Origin of the sequence: Brevibacillus daliensis (genome assembly GCF_021245735.1) — a bacterium.
GTDB classification, from domain to species: Bacteria; Bacillota; Bacilli; order Brevibacillales; family Brevibacillaceae; genus Brevibacillus_B; species Brevibacillus_B daliensis.
On the sequence record NZ_JAJISB010000001.1, the window covers coordinates 184,508 to 204,006 of the forward strand.

The 19,499-nt window shown below is 41.9% G+C and carries 19 protein-coding genes and 1 other RNA gene; 2 read left to right on the forward strand and 18 right to left on the reverse strand.

Annotation, left to right across the window (positions count from 1 at the left end):
- The 11 genes from LM917_RS01005 to cymR form a co-directional block, all read right to left on the reverse strand.
- Entirely contained in the window at nucleotides 1-261 is a 261-nt protein-coding gene (locus LM917_RS01005) for an IreB family regulatory phosphoprotein (protein ID WP_232695529.1), read from the reverse strand.
- Between the two features lie 247 nt (nucleotides 262-508).
- Complete coding sequence (gene alaS, locus LM917_RS01010; protein WP_232695530.1) at nucleotides 509-3,163, reverse strand: alanine--tRNA ligase; 2,655 nt, start codon at nucleotides 3,161-3,163, stop codon at nucleotides 509-511.
- A gap of 437 nt (nucleotides 3,164-3,600) precedes the next feature.
- Nucleotides 3,601-4,680 (reverse strand): AI-2E family transporter, encoded by a 1,080-nt coding sequence (locus LM917_RS01015; RefSeq protein WP_232695531.1) that lies wholly within the window; start codon nucleotides 4,678-4,680, stop codon nucleotides 3,601-3,603.
- Between the two features lie 56 nt (nucleotides 4,681-4,736).
- Nucleotides 4,737-5,525: an alpha/beta fold hydrolase gene (locus tag LM917_RS01020; RefSeq protein WP_232695532.1), complete on the reverse strand. Its 789-nt coding sequence runs from the start codon at nucleotides 5,523-5,525 to the stop codon at nucleotides 4,737-4,739.
- Nucleotides 5,526-5,574: 49 nt separating this feature from the next.
- Nucleotides 5,575-5,937, reverse strand: coding sequence for a nuclear transport factor 2 family protein (locus LM917_RS01025; protein WP_232695533.1), 363 nt, complete (start codon nucleotides 5,935-5,937; stop codon nucleotides 5,575-5,577).
- Nucleotides 5,938-6,455: 518 nt separating this feature from the next.
- Complete coding sequence (locus tag LM917_RS01030) at nucleotides 6,456-6,695, reverse strand: hypothetical protein (RefSeq protein WP_232695534.1); 240 nt, start codon at nucleotides 6,693-6,695, stop codon at nucleotides 6,456-6,458.
- Between the two features lie 26 nt (nucleotides 6,696-6,721).
- Nucleotides 6,722-6,919, reverse strand: a complete 198-nt coding sequence (locus LM917_RS01035; RefSeq protein ID WP_232695535.1) for a YrzR-like zinc ribbon domain — start codon at nucleotides 6,917-6,919, stop codon at nucleotides 6,722-6,724.
- Between the two features lie 40 nt (nucleotides 6,920-6,959).
- A complete protein-coding gene (locus LM917_RS01040) occupies nucleotides 6,960-7,445 on the reverse strand; it encodes a PRC-barrel domain-containing protein (RefSeq protein ID WP_232695536.1) in 486 nt (161 codons plus the stop codon).
- Nucleotides 7,446-7,529: 84 nt separating this feature from the next.
- Complete coding sequence (gene recD2, locus LM917_RS01045; RefSeq protein WP_232695537.1) at nucleotides 7,530-9,794, reverse strand: SF1B family DNA helicase RecD2; 2,265 nt, start codon at nucleotides 9,792-9,794, stop codon at nucleotides 7,530-7,532.
- 129 nt (nucleotides 9,795-9,923) lie between these two features.
- Complete coding sequence (locus LM917_RS01050; RefSeq protein WP_232695538.1) at nucleotides 9,924-11,066, reverse strand: cysteine desulfurase family protein; 1,143 nt, start codon at nucleotides 11,064-11,066, stop codon at nucleotides 9,924-9,926.
- A 39-nt stretch (nucleotides 11,067-11,105) separates the two neighbouring features.
- Complete coding sequence (cymR, locus tag LM917_RS01055) at nucleotides 11,106-11,525, reverse strand: cysteine metabolism transcriptional regulator CymR (RefSeq protein ID WP_232695539.1); 420 nt, start codon at nucleotides 11,523-11,525, stop codon at nucleotides 11,106-11,108.
- 111 nt (nucleotides 11,526-11,636) lie between these two features.
- Here cymR and LM917_RS01060 point away from each other — a divergent pair, with 111 nt between their 5' ends.
- Nucleotides 11,637-11,828, forward strand: coding sequence for a hypothetical protein (locus tag LM917_RS01060; protein ID WP_232695540.1), 192 nt, complete (start codon nucleotides 11,637-11,639; stop codon nucleotides 11,826-11,828).
- 164 nt (nucleotides 11,829-11,992) lie between these two features.
- Here LM917_RS01060 and LM917_RS01065 read toward each other — a convergent pair whose 3' ends face one another.
- The 4 genes from LM917_RS01065 to LM917_RS01080 form a co-directional block, all read right to left on the reverse strand.
- Nucleotides 11,993-13,324, reverse strand: a complete 1,332-nt coding sequence (locus LM917_RS01065) for a replication-associated recombination protein A (RefSeq protein WP_232695541.1) — start codon at nucleotides 13,322-13,324, stop codon at nucleotides 11,993-11,995.
- A 210-nt stretch (nucleotides 13,325-13,534) separates the two neighbouring features.
- Nucleotides 13,535-14,413, reverse strand: a complete 879-nt coding sequence (locus LM917_RS01070; RefSeq protein WP_232695542.1) for a DUF4097 family beta strand repeat-containing protein — start codon at nucleotides 14,411-14,413, stop codon at nucleotides 13,535-13,537.
- A complete protein-coding gene (locus tag LM917_RS01075) occupies nucleotides 14,414-14,986 on the reverse strand; it encodes a DUF1700 domain-containing protein (protein ID WP_232695543.1) in 573 nt (190 codons plus the stop codon).
- Nucleotides 14,979-15,317 carry a PadR family transcriptional regulator gene (locus LM917_RS01080; protein WP_232695544.1) on the reverse strand — a complete coding sequence of 113 codons (339 nt, stop codon included), beginning with the start codon at nucleotides 15,315-15,317 and terminating at the stop codon, nucleotides 14,979-14,981. The genes LM917_RS01075 and LM917_RS01080 overlap by 8 nt, the downstream gene beginning before the upstream one ends.
- 248 nt (nucleotides 15,318-15,565) lie before the next feature.
- Between LM917_RS01080 and LM917_RS01085 the strand changes: the two genes are divergently transcribed.
- Nucleotides 15,566-16,030 carry a DinB family protein gene (locus tag LM917_RS01085; protein ID WP_232695545.1) on the forward strand — a complete coding sequence of 155 codons (465 nt, stop codon included), beginning with the start codon at nucleotides 15,566-15,568 and terminating at the stop codon, nucleotides 16,028-16,030.
- Between the two features lie 161 nt (nucleotides 16,031-16,191).
- On the opposite strand, the gene LM917_RS01090 is transcribed toward LM917_RS01085, so the two are convergent.
- From LM917_RS01090 to aspS, 3 genes are all read right to left on the reverse strand, one after another.
- Nucleotides 16,192-16,944, reverse strand: coding sequence for a tRNA threonylcarbamoyladenosine dehydratase (locus LM917_RS01090; protein WP_232695546.1), 753 nt, complete (start codon nucleotides 16,942-16,944; stop codon nucleotides 16,192-16,194).
- 110 nt (nucleotides 16,945-17,054) lie between these two features.
- Nucleotides 17,055-17,233, reverse strand: a non-coding RNA gene (ssrS, locus tag LM917_RS01095) — 6S RNA.
- A 438-nt stretch (nucleotides 17,234-17,671) separates the two neighbouring features.
- Complete coding sequence (gene aspS / locus LM917_RS01100) at nucleotides 17,672-19,462, reverse strand: aspartate--tRNA ligase (protein ID WP_232695547.1); 1,791 nt, start codon at nucleotides 19,460-19,462, stop codon at nucleotides 17,672-17,674.
- Nucleotides 19,463-19,499 lie beyond the last annotated feature (37 nt).

Consider the following 19,499-nt stretch of genomic DNA (forward strand, 5'->3'; position numbering starts at 1 on the left):
TTAAGAGCCTTTTTGTGACAGGTATGACTTCACCATTTCTTCCAAGATCCTGTCACGTTCAATTTTGCCGATCAGGCTGCGCGCATTGTTGTGGCGAGGAATAAACGCAGGATCACCAGAAAGTAAGTACCCGACAATCTGCGTAATTGGGTTGTAGCCCTTTTCTTGCAAAGCCTGATACACTTCCTCCAAAGTTTCTCTTACTTCCGCTTCGCTGTTTTCTTTGGGAGCAGAAAACTTCATTGTGTTGTCCATCGACATAGCCAAACACCTCGCTTTATTTAGATACTAGCTTTCCAAAGTCATGCCATACAGGTTAAGCCTTTTTTGACGCCAGCATAACAAGCAAATACCATTTTGCTTCACATACTAATAGTGAATGAAAGTGGAAAGCTAGTCTACTCGCTTAGTAAAGAAATTCAAATTCTCTTTCGAAAGGCAAAAGATTCATCCGCTGTACGCAGATGAATCCTGTACCATTCGTTATATTATATTGTAGACGTTTTTCCTACTTCTTTGCAACTGCTTGCTCTTCAACGACATGTGGAACGATAGATAAAGCTTCTTGCAGGTTAGCTGGTTCCTTGCCGCCTGCTTGTGCCATATCTGGACGGCCACCGCCACCTCCGCCGCAACGAGTTGCTACTTCTTTTACTAACTTTCCTGCATGGATTCCTTGATCGATCAAGTCTTTTGTTACACCTGCAACGATGTTTACTTTATCCCCTTCAGCAGAACCAAGTACGATAACAGCAGAACCTAGCTTGTTTTTCAGCTCATCTACCATACCGCGCAGGTTATCCATATCCGTTGCTGAAACCTGTGTAGCAAGTACCTTCATGCCATTTACTTCTTGTACGCTATCTGTAAGTGATGCTGCTTCAATATTACCCAATTTTGTGCGTAGTGATTCACTCTCACGCTGCGCTTCTTTTAATTGGGCAAGTACACCTTCCACGCGTGCCGGTGTCTCATGCAACTGTGGAGACTTAACAGAATGAGCTACTTCTTTTAGTAAGGAAAGTTGTTGGTTTAGATACTCATATGCACCTCTGCCAGTAACAGCCTCAATACGACGTGTTCCTGCACCAATTCCGCTCTCACTTAGTAGCTTACATAGTCCAATTTCAGCTGTGTTAGAAACGTGGCATCCACCGCACAGCTCAATGCTGTAGCCTTCAACATGAACGACACGCACAACGTCGCCATATTTTTCGCCAAACAATGCCATAGCGCCCATTGCTTTTGCTTCATCAATTTTCATGCTGGAGATGTTTACATTCATGTTTCTCCAGATCTGCTCATTAACGATTTGTTCAATACGCTCCAGCTCTTCTTGTGTAACAGAACTGATATGAGTAAAGTCAAAACGCAGACGGTCTGGTGCAACCAGTGAACCCGCTTGGTTAACATGGACACCTAGAACATCTTTTAGCGCTTGATGTAACAAGTGTGTTGCCGTATGGTTTTTCACGATGCCATTACGTGCTTCGTGATTTACTTCTGCTTTGATCTGATCACCTACATGCAACGTACCAGCTTCAATGAGAACCTGATGTACATGTTGACCATGAGGACCTTTTTGTACGTCCAGGACACGAGCTTTTACTGTATCAGAGGTAAAGAAACCTTCATCGTTGATTTGTCCACCACTCTCAGCATAGAAAGGTGTGCTATCTAAAACGACCTGGCAGGTTACTCCTTCTTGAGCTTCCTCTGCCAGTTGGCTATCAATAATAATTGCCTCTACCTTAGCTCCCTCAACCGTCAATTGTGTATAACCTACGAATTGACTTGGAACAGTAAGTTCTGACAACGCGCCACCTTGTGTCTGCATGCTGTCTACATCATGTCGAGCTTTACGTGCACGTTCACGTTGTTCTTCCATCGCAGCATCGAAGCCATCACGATCAACTGTTAAACCATGCTCCATCGCGAAATCTTCTGTTAAGTCTACCGGGAAGCCATACGTGTCATATAGTTTAAAGGTATCAGCACCGCTTAGTTGTGTGTTTTTGCCTTCTTTCGTTGCTTTAACCATACCTTCTAGGATGGACAAGCCTTCTTCCAATGTTTCATGGAAGCGCTCTTCCTCTGTACGGATAACGCGTTCGATAAACTCACGCTTGGTAACCACTTCTGGATAGAACTCGCCCATCATATCTCCAACCGTTTTAACCAGGGAGAATAAGAACGGTTTCTCAATACCCAGCATTTTGCCCATGCGCACTGCTCGACGCAACAGACGGCGGATTACATATCCACGTCCTTCATTGGATGGAAGAGCACCATCACCAATAGCAAAAGATACGGTACGAACGTGGTCAGCAACTACCTTCAACGCTACATCCTGCTCAGAGTTGAATTTGTAAGCTACTCCAGAAATTCTGCTAGTTTCTTCAATCAACGGGAACAACAGGTCAGTCTCATAGTTGTTCTCCACGTTTTGAATAACGGAAGCCATGCGCTCCAGACCCATCCCGGTATCAATGTTTTTCTTCGGTAGTGGCGTATAAGAACCATCTGGATTGTGGTTAAATTGAGAGAATACGAGATTCCATACTTCCAGATAACGCTCATTTTCTCCACCTGGATATAGTTCAGGATCACTGAAATCATTTCCAAACGCTTCTCCGCGATCATAGAAAATCTCAGTGTTCGGACCACTTGGACCTTCCCCAATATCCCAGAAGTTACCTTCCAAACGAATAATTCGCTCCCCAGGAACGCCTACCTCTTTATTCCAGATTTCAAACGCTTCTTCATCCTCAGGATGAATCGTAACAGATAGCTTCTCAGGATCAAAACCAATCCACTCAGGGCTGGTCAAAAATTCCCACGCCCAGTGAATCGCTTCTTTCTTGAAGTATTCACCAATGGAAAAGTTACCTAACATCTCAAAGAATGTATGGTGACGCGCGGTACGTCCAACGTTCTCAATATCATTGGTACGAATAGATTTTTGAGCGTTAGTAATACGTGGATTGTCTGGAATGATGCGACCATCAAAATATTTTTTCAGTGTTGCAACACCACTATTGATCCATAGCAAGGATGGATCGTCTACTGGTACCAATGGTGCACTCGGTTCAATACGATGTCCTTTTGTTACAAAGAAATCCAAATACATTTGGCGAATCTGATTACCTGTTAACTGTTTCATGATTCATTGGCCCCCTTATCTTTTATAAGAAAAAATTATATCGAAGTCCCATCGAAGAAGCTGGTCCTTCCTTAGCGGATGTTTTTCATGCGTATCAGGAAGCGATGCTCTGCAGTTTATACTTTCTGATACAGTAAACAAATAAAAAAAGCCCTCATCCCACTCAGGGACGAGAACTGTTTTCTCGCGGTACCACCCTGCTTACAGGATGCTAAAAATAGGTGCATTCCTGTCGCTTTCCATGACCATAACGGGGTCTGCCGCCGGGATTTAGCCCGGTCTTCTGGAGTAGCCTTCAGTTGTCCTTCTTTAGACGCTCTTGCAGCCAAAGGAGCATCCTCTCTGAAAAAAAGGGGCTAACTTACTCGTTCCATCAACGATTTATGCTATGTAATAGCTGTTATAATAACGATTATAGTGGGAAAATATACAGGCTGTCAACTTCCCTGACGAAAGAGAATAATACGGTTCAAAATTACTTTTGCGACAGCAAATAGGGGCACTACTAGAATCATTCCCCATATCCCACCAATCGCCTCTCCAGCAAGCAGAAGGATAATGATTAATAGAGGATGCAAATGAAGGGATTTTCCCATAATGTTAGGAGCAATGATGTTTCCTTCGATGATTTGAAGAAAAATAATTAGTACAAGCACGAAGATAACCTTTTGCAATGATATAGTAAGTGCGATTAATACTGCCGGGATTGCCCCAATGAGCGGCCCAATATAGGGAATGATATTCGTTACTGCTACAAAGGAAGCAAGTACAAATGGATACGGCATCCCGATTAACCATAAGCCGATGTAACTACAAACGCCAACCAAAAGTGAAATAACGATCTGTCCATGAATATATTTGCCCAATGATTCATGAACATCACGGAGAATCAATTGTGTATGACGTCGATACTTCCGAGGAATCCATAATAAAATTCCTCGCTGTATTTCTTTCATATCCTTAAGAAAGTAAAAAGCAATAAACGGAATGACAGCAAAGCCAACCAACTTTCCTAAGGCATTTCTCGCTACGTCTACCAGATTGGTTATACCACTAGACATTTTATCCTGAGAGTATATGATCGCCCGATCAACACCAATTTGAACAGTATCAGGTAAAAAATATTTATGATTGTCCCACTCCTGAATCCATGTTTCATACCTGTTGCGTAAAGTAGGCAGATCATCTGAAAGCTCAATTAATTGCTTGCTTAATATAGGAATTGCTTTTAGTACTGCAATGGAAATGATTAAAAAGAAACTGAAGTAGATGAGAAGTAAAGCAGCAATTCTTGGCATCTTGAATTTCTCAAGACGCTTTACCACAGGATTAAGCAAATAGGCGATTAATAACCCTAATAAAACAGGAATAAACACCGTTTGCAAAAACTCACTTAGAGGCTTTAAAGATGGCTTGATTAAAAAAAACAGATATATGATAAGTGCCCATAATAAAATAGCCGCTGTTATGTAAAAAAAACGATTTTTCTTAGTTGGTAGTTTAGGAAAATCCGCCATGTTGCCCCCCTTACACATCGCTTTTGTTAGCATGTGTAATAAGGAGAGAAATCATGCTATCTCTGAATTCGCTGGGTCCAATCCAGAATTAACGCTTGTACAACTTTTTCTTTTTCGATCTGAAGTAAATGTCCCGCTTCATCGAGAACAGCAAAGGTGGCGCGCGGATATTTTTCAATGACTGACCATTGGTTCTGATATCCGGCTACGGAATCCTGCCTTCCCGTAATGATTGCCACTGGCTTCTCAAACGGAATCGCATCATCTTCCAGTTGAAATGTAAAAGCATAATACTTCTTTCGGAAGTCTGACTGTAGAAATTGCCTGTTACTATTAGCAGCCGCAGGAAGGATGACTCGATTGAATTCGTCCCAGGTCTCTTTGGTATGAACCACTGTTTGTCCCCTAAGGAGTCTTCGTTCTGCTTTCCTTAGAGTAGAATCCTCTACTACCACTTGAGCATCTGGAACCAGCCGATCTGTGGTTGTTATCAGTGGGCAAATGAGTAACAAGCCTGTTACACGATCCCTTGCTTTTTTCACGATTCCTCTTGCCAAATAACCCCCATAGGACATGCCCGCTACCGCAAAATCCTGCCCTGGCAAAATGGTGTCAATGAAAGAAAGGACACGATCAAGCATCTGATCTGAGCCTGTAATTCTCTCGTCTACAGGCGATTTACCCATTCCTGGTAAGTCTAGATAAATCCTTTTCCAACCTGATGTTTCAGTAAAAAGCGGCTCCATGAAGGACTTCATGGTTGTCAGATCAAGCGACAATGAGTGAATGATAATAAGCGGACGACCTGTTCCATAGATTTCGTAATGGATGTGCTGGCTTGTCATATATGATCTCCTTTTTTGATTGATAATTTATCATGTTCCAATAGTGACTCTATGATTGTGATCTATTATTTTTAATTGTGCTTTGATGATAGAACATTTGCCATTTTCCGTCTCTATGTCTCCAAATTGAACTACGCATTGTATTTATCTCTCTCGTTTCATCAATCAAACGATATGTTGCTAAAACGCAATCTGTTGATAAGGAATGTAGTTGAAAATCTAATAGCGTCATTTTAAATGGTGTAAGTCCGTTCTCACAATCTTTTTTGTACCAAATATCTCCATAACTACCCACTTCAAAAAAATCATCTGCAAGCAAATCAATAAACTCCTCGAGTGACTGACGAATATCTGGATTCTGCAATCGGAGTTCAAATTCAAGTATTTGTGCTTGTAAGGACTCCCTTTCCATATCCTACTCTCCTCAATTGATTTATTCACATAGCATACCTTATTTCAAACAAAGAGATTAAAAAATCTGAATTTTATCGCATTTTTTCTATTAGGCGAACAATAATTTGTGCCTCTAGTTATAGCTAATGAAAAAAGATCGTCTTCTTCCTACCATAGTGGAGAAAACCAGCATCTCATTTCAAACATCGCTAAAAGTCATCGCCCCCCAACAGGATAAACAGTCCGCACCCCACTATTCACCCTAGAAAGCTCAAAACGATGTCTTCACTGTAAGACTTGCTTGGTCTCGCTTTTTTATCCCGATGAAGAGTGCTCCGCTGGGTTGGGCTTCGCCAAGTCGCTCTGTGTGAAAAGAGAAGCTGGTTTTTTCATGCTTTTGGTTTTGATTCTTTTTTCCACAGAAGCCGTAAGCAGAAGAAGCACATTTTTTGTCTAGAACTATTTAAGGTCCTACTTAGCTACTAGGTAAAGAGTGCGGATTAAAAAGTGCAACCTGTGAGATACTGCGTAGCATTCTCACCCTTTTGCACTTTCCTCACTCTTTGCCCTGTAGCGGACAGTCATAGCTCCCTTGCGGGACCTTAACGAGTTTGCAGACAAAAAATGTGCTTCTTCTGCCACCCCACTAAAGTAGTCATTATAAGTAAAGCTTCCACAAAAAAACAGACATGACCAATATTCATTGAATGTCATGTCTGCTCCCTTATGATTCGTTCGTTCATACGGTTTTTCCATATCCTGATTATCCGTAGACAAGTCTACCTCGACATTACAGATAATCATTATGCCTGAGCGCGAATCTGTTCATCTTCTAAAAACAGATCGTTCAAAGACTCCAGCGAACCGTCCTCTTCTACTTGATAAATAGAAGAAATCTGGTTGCCTGACATGCTCATTTCCACATAGCAGTTCCAGCAGTAGTACTGGTTTGTACCGATTTTGCCAATATCTTTTGAAGAACAGTTGGGGCAAGTCACCATCTATCATAACCTCCTGCGCGCCATCGCGCCTAATTCCGGTCTACCTGGTATCTGTAACAATCAGATGCTCTTTCCCGAACTGAACAGGTGGGATGGCAGTAATTCTCTTCCGCCCTTTCGTCAGATCAGTCAGAAATCCATCTGACACTTCGTACCCTACCAGTTTGTCCCAGTCTTTGGAAAAATAAACATCCTCTACCTTACCGAGCCAGATTCCGTTTTCTGTTACTACTTGTTTTCCTTTTACTGAATACTCTCCATTAATGAGAGTCATTATGCTTTCGTTGTCAATCTGGCGCATAGAGGTTACCACATGCTCGTCTTTTACCATGATGAAGTCAGCCCCGACTGTTTCAAGCTTATCGGCAGGAATGTACATCCCTTTCTGAAACCACTTGTCTTCTTGCAGAATAAAACCGATGACACGCAACTGAAGATCACAAAGGAAGTCTCGGACAGTCCCAATTTCTTCGCCATTCGCAAGAGCCAAAACTGGTAAGCCTATTACATCCAGCGCTCTCTTCATAAGGGCATCTCCTCCCGCACCACGTAGTATCGGGAAGAATATGAGGGAGCATGCTGTGCAAAAGAAACCAATTGTTACGTTATCTCACCCAAGCTCTCGAAGTCTGTCCTGTAAATAACTGTATCGGACGCCTTCTTCATCGTTTTCTACTGCAATGCGAAACGCATCAGGGTCACCACACATCAAGAGATACGACTTGCTGCGGGTAATTCCTGTATACACCAATTTTCTACGTAACATTCGGTAATAATTACGGACAAGAGGCATAATCACAATCGGAAATTCGCTTCCTTGCGATTTATGGACCGAACAACAATAAGCAAGCGTCAACTGATGATACTGGGAACGACGATACGTAACTTCTCGCCCATCAAAGGATACCACCATCAATTCTTCGTTTTCCTCATTTTCAGAGGGACGGAAAATAGCGACCACTTCGCCCATATCTCCATTAAAAACCTGCTCTTCCGCATTGTTTACCAATTGAAGCACTTTATCTTTTACCCGAAAAACCATTTCCCCAAACGCAACCTCCCGTTTTTGCTCGGAAGGAGGGTTAAAAAGCTTCTGCAACTCTTCATTAATCTGATTTACACCTGCAACTCCTTTATAGATCGGAGCCAGAACCTGAATATCTTTTGCAGTATATCCTTTTAATACGGAGCTGGAGCAGATTTGTTTCACAACTTCCAAAACATTTTGTGGCGATGATGTGAAAAAGCGCCTGTCATGCGTGCGAGAAAGTAAATCTTGTGGAACTTTTCCTAATCGTACATCATGGGCAAGTGAGATAATTGTCGATTCCTGCGATTGTCGATAAATATCCGTTAATTCCACAATCGGAATCATCTCAGATTGAATCATATCTTGCAAAACGTTACCCGGTCCAACAGATGGTAGCTGATCCGGGTCTCCTACCATTACTACCGTCATCTCTTTTGGGAGGGAGCGAAAAAGTTGGTTGGCAAGCCAGACATCAACCATGGACATCTCATCAATAATCATTAATTTACCGCTTATAGGATGCTCAGAATCGTGTTCAAAGCTCTCTCCCTTCCAGCCAAGTAAACGGTGAATGGTCATCGCTGGTAGACCTGTTGTTTCCGACATCCGCTTAGCAGCACGACCAGTTGGTGCTACTAGCAGAATAGGGAACGGATTTTCCGTTGGATTATATTTTTTTGGATCAAGTGAGATTCCATGCAACTGGGAGAAGACATGACAAATCCCGCGGATTACAGTAGTTTTACCTGTACCTGGTCCTCCGGTTAGAAGCATCAAGCCGGACTGAACAGCTTTCTCAACTGCTTCCCGCTGTTTGGGAGCATAGCTGATTTTCAGCTCATCCTCTACTTTTCCAATCGCCTGATAAAATTCAGACGCAGGAAAGCTCTCCTCCTGCTCCCTCGAAGCAAAGTAATGCAGCCGTTTCGTAAGTCCAATCTCTGCAAAGAACAACGAAGGAAGGTAAACTCGATCCTCTTCAAGTTGAAGCTTGTTATCCATAAATAATTGCTGGATAGCTTCCTCCACATCTGGGGCGTGAAAAACATGTCCACCGCACTCTGTCAATAATTGAAGCGCTCGTTCCATTAACTCATCATTCGGTATGTAAACATGCCCTTCGCTATAACCGGTTTCTTGCAATACATATAGGCACGCTGCTTTTACTCGTTCCGGTGAAGAGGCTGCGATTCCACTGGCTAACGCAATATCGTCGGCACGCTTAAAGCCAATCCCTTGAATATCCTCCACTAATCTATATGGTGTTTCCGTTAGAACGGTCATGGTCTCCAGCTTATATGCCTGATAAATACGCAAGGCAAGATGAACCCCAATCCCATATTCATAAAGAAAAACCATTGTTCTCTCCAATGATTGATGCTCCAAAACGGACTCGTAAATTTGACGAGCACGCTGTTCAGAAATACCCGGGATTTCCGCTAGTTGTTCGGGGTAATCAGCAATCGTTTGAAGTGCATCTACGCCAAGATGCTTTACAATTCTCTTGGCAATTTTTTTACCTACTCCACTAAAGAGACCGCTGGATAAGTATTTTTCAACGCCTGACAATGTTTTCGGTGTCTCCCGTTCATACCGAGTAGCTACATACTGTTTTCCGTATTTGGGATGTTCTTTCCATTCCCCATAAAAAGTATAGATTTCATCCTCATGTGGCCTTGGGAAATGTCCGACCACAATCACATCACTATCTTTAATCGGTTCCGTCGTCTCTTCAATCTTCAACCGAATGATGGCGTACCAATTCTCTTCATTATAAAAAATTTCATGTTTTAACTGTCCACGAATATAGGTTTCTCGAAACAATGGGAGGGTTTGTTGCTGCATGAAAGGCAGGCCTCCTTACGCTTTGTTGGTATCTCTTAGAGAAAGAAAAATCCACTATCCTGCTGATAGTGGATGCTTATGATGCCTTTAATTGTACTGTTTTTTAGTGAGATTGACAACTTATCCTTATTATCTAACCAATCTCTTCACGATTTTGACAATCTGTTCTGCCGCCTGTTTTACTTCTTCCACTGTATTGGTAATGCCAAAACTAAAACGAATCGCTGCATGAGATCTCTCATCAGACAGATTCATTGCTTTTAACACGTGAGATAGTTCCAGAGAGCCTGAGGTACATGCGGAACCGCTTGAAGCAGCAATGCCTGCTAAATCAAGGTTAAATAACATCGTTTCAGTACTGATCCCAATGAAACTGACATTTAGGATATGCGGCAAGAACTGCTCAGGGTGTCCATTTATTGCATACGAGATGTCTGCCTGATCAAAAGTGCTGATCATTTCTTCTCGCATAGCAAGATAATGTTCTCTTCGTTCTTCCCGATTGGAGCGAATCAATTGAACTGCCTCGGCAAATCCGACGATTCCTGCCAAATTTTCAGTACCAGCTCTGCGTCTACGTTCTTGTGCTCCGCCATGAAGCTGAGGAGTCAAGGTTACCTTGCGCCCTACACACAGTGCTCCTATGCCTTTTGGTCCGTTAATTTTATGAGCTGAAAGTGATATCAGATCAACCGGCAATTCATTTGCCTTCAATCGTAATAACCCAAATGCTTGTACACAGTCGGAATGAAACAAGATGTCTTTTTCTTTCAAGAAATTCCCGATCTCTTGAATCGGTTGTATGGTCCCAATTTCATTGTTTCCATAAATAACAGAGACAAGGATCGTATCTGGACGAACCGCATTTTTTACAGCTTCAACTGATATTTGGCCTGTTTCATCCACAGGTAAATACGTAACTTCAAATCCCATACGTTCCAAGTGTTCACAGGCATGCAGCACAGCATGGTGTTCAATCTGTGTCGTAATGATATGCTTGCCTCTCTCTTCACGAGCAAAGGCTCCACCGATCACAGCCATGTTATCTGCTTCGGTTCCGCCACTGGTAAAGATAATTTGACCTGGATCAGCACCGAGAAAATCTGCGATGATTTCTCTAGACTTCTCCATTGCTTTACGCGATTCACGCCCAAACCCATGAATGCTGGATGGGTTTCCGAATACCTCTAAAAAATATGGTTGCATCGCCTCTAACACCCGAGGATGTACCGGTGTTGTAGCGGCATGATCAAGATAGATGGTAGGCTTCATTTTTACTTCCCTCATTGTTCATACTTTTACTCGTACTTGTTAGATATAGAACATGTAATTATCTGTACGTCCGTCATCCTGATACGTAATCAGATCACGTAGCGTTGTTGAATCAATAACCGAGGTAATGCTGTCTCGAATGCGAATCCAAAGGTAACGCTTTGCTGGATCATCTTCATCAGAAAACTCCACAGGACTGATTGGTCCTTCGAGCACCCGTAGAATGTCACCTGAGGTAATATCATCGGGAGATTTGGCTAGTACATAACCGCCATATGCTCCACGAATACTTTTTACAAGACCTGCATTACGCAGTGGAGCAATCAGTTGTTCTAAATAATGCTCGGATAATTCATGTCGCTGTGCAATGCTTTTAAGTGAAATCGGTCCTTCTCCAAATCGTGATGCCAATTCCATCATGATAGTTAGGCCGTAGCGTCCTTTTGTAGATATTTTCAAGGTTAACAACTCCCTTTATCAATCACTGTAGGTCTTTGACAATTTTCCCTTTTATTGTACCACATGGGATTGCTCTTCCTAGTTGAAAATAGGTACGAAAGGGGTGCTTCCATGGCAACGAACAAACGCTCAGAACGTGGTAAAAACCATCCGTCCTCTGTTCTCTATGATGTACCTGCCGGAACCATCGCGCACAAGGCTCGTTATGGTGCTAGCGAAAACAGCAAACATCCCGATAAATGCGGCAACCTACCTAATAAACCAGGCGGAATTGCTCGCACAGGATCTGACTGTGATGGGTAGAGGATTGAACGAAAGTTCGAGTTAGAAGCATGGGTCTTTGCGCTCCGGTGTGAAGACCGCCCTTTTTTTAATCGTCTTTCCCTTTTCTATTTTAACTATAGTGGTTTTAGAAAAGATTGTAAAGGAATCGGAATGATAGGATATAACGCTCCTATCATAACAATTTACTCCTTATTATTATCTTTTCGCCGTTCTTGTATTTCCCTAATTTTTTGTTCAAATCCAATCGGTTTAGGTTCATAAAACACCTCGTCCACATCATCAGGCAAATACTGTTGTTCTACATAACCTTCCGGAAAATTATGTGGATACAAGTAGCCATCCCCATGCCCCAATTTAGCTGCTCCCTTATAGGAACGATCCCGTAAGTGAGTGGGAACAGGTTTATGTCCCTCATTTTGCACATGGGAAAGTGCCTTGTTAATACCATTGTAAGCGGCGTTGCTTTTCGGAGCTGTCGCTAAATAAGTTGTAGCCTGCCCGAGTGAAATGCGTCCTTCCGGCATCCCGATTAATTCCAATGCTTGAAAGCAAGATACAGCTATAGTTAACGCCTGAGGATCAGCATTACCGATATCTTCCGAAGCTGAAATAATTAATCGTCTGGCAATAAAACGCGGGTCTTCCCCTGCATCGATCATACGTGCCAACCAGTAAAGAGCTCCATCAGGATCAGACCCCCGAATGGATTTAATAAAAGCAGAAATCGTATCGTAGTGGTTATCCCCGCTTTTGTCATAGCGAACAGCACGTCGTTGAATGGATTCTACCGCGACGTCGAGAGTAATGATGATTTCATTATTTTCATTTGGAGGAGTAGTTGTTGCTGCCAGTTCCAGTGCATTAAGCAAACGGCGGGCATCTCCTTCTGCATAACGAATTAAATGTTCCCTCGCTTCTACTTCAAGTCGTACCCGCAATTCTCCGAGTCCTTCTTTCTCGTTGGAAAGTGCCCGATCTATTGCCTTATCCAGATCAACCTCAGTAAGTGAGTGTAAGGGGAAAATTTGCGAGCGGGATAGCAAGGCTGCATTTACTTCAAAAAACGGATTTTCTGTTGTTGCACCAATCAAAATGATTGTCCCTTCCTCTACATAAGGAAGGAGCGCATCCTGTTGAGATTTATTAAATCGGTGAATCTCATCGATGAATAATGTCGTTCGCTGTTCACCCATCACCAGACGATCTTTTGCTTCTTCTACAATTCGTCTAATGTCAGCTACGCCAGCTGTTACCGCATTCAATTCACTGAAATGTGATTTGGTAGTACCTGCAATCACCTTAGCCAGCGTTGTTTTTCCTGTACCTGGTGGTCCATAAAAAATCAGCGATGAAACCTGATCCACTTCAATTGCACGTCGCAGAAGAGAACCTTTTGCCAGAATATGTTCTTGTCCCAACACTTCATCCAGTTGTTTCGGGCGCATTCGTGCAGCTAAGGGTTTCATTTTTCCTTTTGACTCTCCCTGTTCATGAGCGAAGGAGAATAAGTCCATTTATATCTCATCCCTATCTATTTTGCTTGAAAACAAGAAAAACTTCTATCGATGTCTTTCGAAGAAGCAGGTACTTTAGAGATGTATAAGGAAGCAGAGTCCAGAAGCTTATACTTTCTTATACAGCAACAAGAATGCAAAGTTGTTACCTTGCATTCTTGAATAGTGTAATAGATGTAGTTTGTTCCGGTCAAATTTGTAAGGAATGATTTAGTTCTCCTTTACTTTTATGTTACCCATTGCCGTACGAGCCTTAATAATGGTATCTGCCCCCACTAGTGAGTCTGGTTTTTCTATATCACCAAGGTCAGTATCAAGATCATAAATTCCGTTAAATCCTCTAGGGACAATGATTTTTATATCTCCTAAATCTCCCTTTGCATCTACCCCATGTGGTTCTTTCATTTCAATGTTCGTATTCCCCATCGCTGTATTAGTGGTAACAAGCTTACTGGAGTTACTTATCTCAATATTTCCCATACTGGTTGAAACTTGAATAATTGCATCTACACGCTCCAAGTCAACGTCTCCTGCACCTGAAGAAACTGTGGTATTCTTACCAATCACTCCTTCCACTTCTACATCTCCCATGTCAGTACTAAGAGATAATTCATCTATCTTTCCGCCTTTTAGAGATATCTCCCCTAGAGCATTCTGTACCATAAGTTTTTCCAGAGTCTTATCATTTTCGAGCTGAACTACAATCTGATGACGAGGCGATTTTTTATAAAATCCAAAATTAACTAATTTAACCGTATTGTCACGAATATCAAGATTCCACTCTCCACCTGTCACTTGCGAAGATTTTATCTTACTTACTACCTGTTCAGGGGCAAATCCCTGCATTTCAATCCGGTCCGTACTCCCTTTTTCAATAATAAGCTCTACATCCGCACGATCAGAAAGTATTTCAATTTCTTTTAACATACCAGGTTTAAGTAAAATCGTATGATTGTAGGCTGGATTCGTATTTCCAATCAGTGCTTTAGGACCCAAAATAATCAGTCCCACTATCCCAATAATGATCAGAGCGATCCCAGCTATTTTCCGACCATTTCCTCGTTTTACGTCCCCAAATACGTCTTTCATTTATTTTCTCCCCTTTATAGTGCTGGACATCCAGTTAAAATATTTTTGGTTAATCACTAGATACCAGCGCATGACTGTTCGCACCGAAGTAACTAACAATAGTCCTATCCCCACTAATAAGGAAGCTAGAAATACCTCTGCTGTGAGAAATTCTCCGCCAAACATCAGCTCTAACACTAGCACGAACGGAGAAATCAGAAATGTAAACACCAAAATTGCATAAGTAAGCCACATTGTCCAACCAGTTAATAGAAAGGGAAAGATAAATATTGATAAAAAAATGACTCCGAGTGAACGAATAATAACTCCGGATGAACTAGAATTATTCCCAGACGAATCTACATTGTTACTTTGTTCGTGTATGTGATATGGTGGTCTGTACTGATCACCCATTACTTGTTTTGCCAGATCAATCGGATCTCCTAATTCGCTTGCCACCTGTTCTTCTTTCTTGCCAGATTGTTGTCCAAATAGAAAGTGTGCTTCATACTCTGCAATTAATTCATCTCTTTCCATTGGGTCCATATTATGCAGGTGGAGGCGAAGAAGATTAATAAAATGTTCCTTACTCATCTTGATTCCTCTCTTCCGTTTCACTAATCAACGCTCCGACACTATCCACAAATATATTCCACTCGCCCACTAATTCTTGCAGATATGTCTTTCCTTCAGCAGTCAGCTTGTAATACTTGCGTGGTGGTCCTTCCGTTGATTCTTGCAGATACGTGGTACAATGCCCGTCTGTTACCAGTCGTCGTAATACAGGATAAATGGCTCCTTCCGCTACTTCAATGTGTTTGGATATTTGCTGAGCCAATTCAAAACCATACCGATCACGCTGGTTAATAAGAACAAGGACACAGAGACCAAGTACTCCTTTTTTAAATTGAACGATTTCTTTCATGTTCTCACTCCATTGCTGTAGTGTAATAATACTAATTCTGTTCATTGTTAAGTACTATTTATTAAACACTACTGATAATTGAAGTATACTTCTCTCTCTTTGAAAGTACAAGTATTAAATTCTTATCTTTTTATGAAGTTCCAAATAATCAGGGTTTTCAATGAATATAATGAGGTATTGTCATTCGCTAAAAAAAAGGATTAAGGGATAACATTCGCGAATATGGTAAAAACAGGGAGGGTTGTTCTATGTCCATATCTCAAAATAAATTGCAAGGCTGGATGGTTCATCGACGCGCGTTGACAAATTTGTTGGAATTGATTGAAAATGAGCATACGCATTATAAACCTTGGGAGAGCGCCTTTTCATTTGGAGAGCAATTTCTACATACTGCTCTAACGTCCCATAATTTTGTAGCCGGATTAAAAGAAGGATACATCGAGAAACCTGATCAAATGCCTGCTTTTGAAACCATGGATGATGTGCGAAGAATTTTTCATGAATTTACTGACAAGACAATCGCTGTCTTGCAAGAAATCAGTGATGAAGATTTGGAACGAGAAGTCCAATTTATTAACATGAAACAACTGGGTAAATCATGGGTTCATGTTATGATTGATCATGAGGTGCATCACAAGGGACAAATGTTCGTCTATGCCCGATTAGTTGGAATAGAAAAATTACCTTTCTTCATATCTACCCCAGCAACATAAAAAAACCTCTATCGAAGTCCCTTCGAAGAAGCTGGATCTTCCTTAGCGGATGTTTTTCAGGCGTATCAGGTTGAGTTGCTCCGCAGTTTATACTTTCAGATACAGTAACAAAAAACATCCTACCGTTTTCTTAAGGTAGGATGTCTTTATTTCATTCTTGCTTATTTCATAGGTACCCACTCAACCAAATCTCTCACTACAACACTCGCCAAAATCAATCCAGCAACAGAAGGTACAAAGGCATTGCTTGCTGGCGGCTGTTTTACTTTACGGATAGGTGAGTCCGGGTTTTGTACAATCTGATCCCGCACTTCCGTTTTAATCGTCACAGGAATCTCCTTTGAGTAAACCACTTGTACGCCTTTGTAGATACGATGATTTTTCAATTCACGACGAATTACTTTGGCAATTGGATCATAGCTGGTTTTGGAGATATCTTCGACCTCAAATCGAGTTGGGTCCATTTTATTAGCAGCACCCATACTAGAAATGATTGGGATATTACGCTTCTTCGCTTCTACGATCAGATGAATCTTCGCAGATACAGTGTCCATCGCATCAACGATATAATCCAGCTTATGTTCAAACAAGCGATCAGCTGTCTCTTCATTATAAAACATATGCAGGGTAACTACTTCACACTCTGGATTAATGGAACGAATGCGTTCTTTCATCAATTCCGTTTTATCCTGTCCTACAGTATCAAGTGTTGCATGAATTTGTCTATTGATATTGGTAATATCGACTACATCTTTATCTACCAGCACCAGTTTACCCACTCCTGTACGAGCAAGTGCCTCTACTGTAAATGACCCTACGCCACCTACACCTAGTACCGCCACTGCGCTGTTCTTCATTTTTTCCAAGCCTTCTGGTCCAAAAGCGAGCTCACATCGAGAGAATTGATGCAACATAGATATAAAACAACCTTTCTCAATAAAATCGATATGTCGATCATATCATTTTTTACTCCCACTTCAAAGCATTTATTTCACACCGGAAAACTATGAAATAATACCAAATAAAAAGCCCCAGTATGCCGTGGGGTACCGCTGTTTTGAACCTGCACGAGCAGGTGGGTGTATTGCCAGCCGCTCAGACGTCCACGTAAAAGAGGCATGCCTTCCTGACTTACGGACTAATAACTCCCGAATAAACCTTTGTGGCTCAAAACATTGGCCGCTACGCACATCTCAGGGCTTCGCTTGTTCGATTAATAATGTGAGGATATCCTATCATAATGGATGACAGGAATGCAAGAAAGCATAGCTCAATATAACTTACTGTCCTGAATTTCCTACTATCGAGGAGAAAACCAGCTTCTCTTTTCACCCTTCGCTAAGGTCTTCGTCCCGCAAGGGGTTGGACTGTCCGCTCCGTGTGAAAAGAGAAGCTGGTATTTCAGAGTGTATTTAATATTTCCCCTGCAACCATTTACAGAAGAAGCAGATCTTTATAAACGTATCAGGAAGTTACTCTGCGAAATTTTTACTTACTCATAAAGCAATAAAAGCCGCTTGAATCTCCAGAGAAATAGAGACCCAAGCGACTTATTATTTTTGTAAACTGTACTTTTGCAGAAAATAAGCTCAATCTTACTTCGTATCGCTTATCTTAAGTCAAAGAAGCCGTTTAAAAAGCTTACTTCTCGTCTTCTTCTTTCTCTTCCTTAATGGTAGCAATATACAGTTCTTTCAATTGCTTATCATCTACCAAACTAGGAGCATCCATCATTAGGTCAGTTGCGCTAGCTGTTTTCGGGAATGCAATTACTTCACGCAGATTCGTACGTCCAGCAAGAAGCATTACCAAACGGTCCAGACCTAGTGCAATACCACCGTGCGGAGGCGTACCATAGTCGAATGCGTTAAGCAAGAAGCCAAATTGTTTTTTCGCTTCTTCTTCTGAGAATCCTAGTGCTTTAAACATTTTTTCTTGAATATCACGCTTGAAGATACGCATGGAACCGCCACCTAGCTCGTAGCCGTTCAATACCAAGTCATAGGCTTGAGCACGTATTGCGCCTGGGTCAGTGTCAAACAGGTGCAGGTCTTCGTCTTTTGGACGAGTAAATGGATGGTGCAACGCTACATAACGTTTCGCCTCTTCATCCCACTCTACCAATGGGAAGTCCACCACCCACAGGAATTCGAACTTGCTCGTATCGATCATGCCTAGCTCTGCTCCCAATTTGCTACGTAGAGCACCTAGGGCATCTGCTACTACTTTTGGCTTGTCTGCTACGAATAGAAGCAGGTCGCCTTCTTCTGCTTGCAAACGATCTTTGATTGCTGCTACTTCATCTTCATTAAAGAATTTAGCAATTGGACCTTTCACTTCTCCATCTTTGAAAGCAATCCACGCTAGACCTTTTGCTCCATAACGGGAAGCAAATTTACCAAGGTCGTCAACTTCTTTACGAGAATAGTGACCGCATCCTTTAGCATTAATCCCTTTTACTTGTCCACCATTCTCCACAGTGCTCGCAAATACTTTAAAGCCACAGCCTTCTACCAGATCAGAAACGTTGGTCAGTTCCATACCAAAACGAATATCCGGCTTGTCAGAACCATAACGATCCATTGCTTCAGCATAAGTTAGACGCGGGAATGATTCAGGAACGATTTCTCCGATCGTTTCCTTAAATACATGAGCAACCATTTTCTCCATCATTGGAAGCAGTTGTTCCACTGGCAGGAATGAAGTCTCAATGTCGATTTGAGTAAATTCAGGTTGACGGTCTGCGCGCAGGTCTTCGTCACGGAAACAACGAGCAATCTGATAGTAACGCTCAAAGCCAGATACCATCAACAACTGTTTATATAGCTGTGGAGATTGCGGCAAAGCATAAAATTCATTTGGATGAACACGGGAAGGAACAAGGTAATCGCGTGCTCCCTCAGGTGTGCTCTTAGACAAAATTGGTGTTTCGATATCAAGGAAACCATGTTGATCCAGGAAGTCACGGAACGCTTTCGTTGCTTTGGAGCGCAACCAGAAGGTTCTTTGCATCTCAGGACGACGAAGGTCAAGATAGCGATATTTTAAGCGAATTTGCTCATCTACATCTACTTCATCTTCTAACAGGAATGGAGGTGTTTTCGCATCATTTAAGATCGAAATCTCCGTTACCAAGAGCTCAAACTCACCTGTTTTTACTTTTGGATTAATCGCTTCTGGTGCACGATTAACCAATTTACCTGTTACAGACAATACATACTCACTGCGTATGCGGTCTGCTTTTTCCCATGCTTCTTTATTTACTTCCGGATTAAATACAACCTGGCAAATTCCCGTACGATCGCGTAGATCAACGAAAATTACTCCTCCTAGGTCACGGCGCTTTTGAACCCAACCGTTTAGCGTGATTTCTTGACCAACTTGTTCGTTTGTTACTTCACCACAATAGATTGAACGTACTTCATACTTCATGATGGTCTCCTCCAAAATGTTATTATATCGAAATCAG

Coding starts and splice junctions, on each gene's coding strand:
- LM917_RS01085 (WP_232695545.1), top strand. CDS start 15,566: ATGTCCATATCTCAAAATAAATTGCAAGGCTGGATGGTTCATCGACGC.
- LM917_RS01020 (WP_232695532.1), bottom strand. CDS start 5,525: ATGACAAGCCAGCACATCCATTACGAAATCTATGGAACAGGTCGTCCG.
- LM917_RS01090 (WP_232695546.1), bottom strand. CDS start 16,944: ATGTTGCATCAATTCTCTCGATGTGAGCTCGCTTTTGGACCAGAAGGC.
- alaS (WP_232695530.1), bottom strand. CDS start 3,163: ATGAAACAGTTAACAGGTAATCAGATTCGCCAAATGTATTTGGATTTC.
- LM917_RS01040 (WP_232695536.1), bottom strand. CDS start 7,445: ATGAAGAGAGCGCTGGATGTAATAGGCTTACCAGTTTTGGCTCTTGCG.
- LM917_RS01075 (WP_232695543.1), bottom strand. CDS start 14,986: ATGAGTAAGGAACATTTTATTAATCTTCTTCGCCTCCACCTGCATAAT.
- LM917_RS01060 (WP_232695540.1), top strand. CDS start 11,637: ATGGCAACGAACAAACGCTCAGAACGTGGTAAAAACCATCCGTCCTCT.
- LM917_RS01015 (WP_232695531.1), bottom strand. CDS start 4,680: ATGGCGGATTTTCCTAAACTACCAACTAAGAAAAATCGTTTTTTTTAC.
- LM917_RS01005 (WP_232695529.1), bottom strand. CDS start 261: ATGTCGATGGACAACACAATGAAGTTTTCTGCTCCCAAAGAAAACAGC.
- recD2 (WP_232695537.1), bottom strand. CDS start 9,794: ATGCAGCAACAAACCCTCCCATTGTTTCGAGAAACCTATATTCGTGGA.
- aspS (WP_232695547.1), bottom strand. CDS start 19,462: ATGAAGTATGAAGTACGTTCAATCTATTGTGGTGAAGTAACAAACGAA.
- LM917_RS01065 (WP_232695541.1), bottom strand. CDS start 13,324: ATGGACTTATTCTCCTTCGCTCATGAACAGGGAGAGTCAAAAGGAAAA.
- LM917_RS01025 (WP_232695533.1), bottom strand. CDS start 5,937: ATGGAAAGGGAGTCCTTACAAGCACAAATACTTGAATTTGAACTCCGA.
- LM917_RS01035 (WP_232695535.1), bottom strand. CDS start 6,919: ATGGTGACTTGCCCCAACTGTTCTTCAAAAGATATTGGCAAAATCGGT.
- LM917_RS01080 (WP_232695544.1), bottom strand. CDS start 15,317: ATGAAAGAAATCGTTCAATTTAAAAAAGGAGTACTTGGTCTCTGTGTC.
- LM917_RS01070 (WP_232695542.1), bottom strand. CDS start 14,413: ATGAAAGACGTATTTGGGGACGTAAAACGAGGAAATGGTCGGAAAATA.
- LM917_RS01050 (WP_232695538.1), bottom strand. CDS start 11,066: ATGAAGCCTACCATCTATCTTGATCATGCCGCTACAACACCGGTACAT.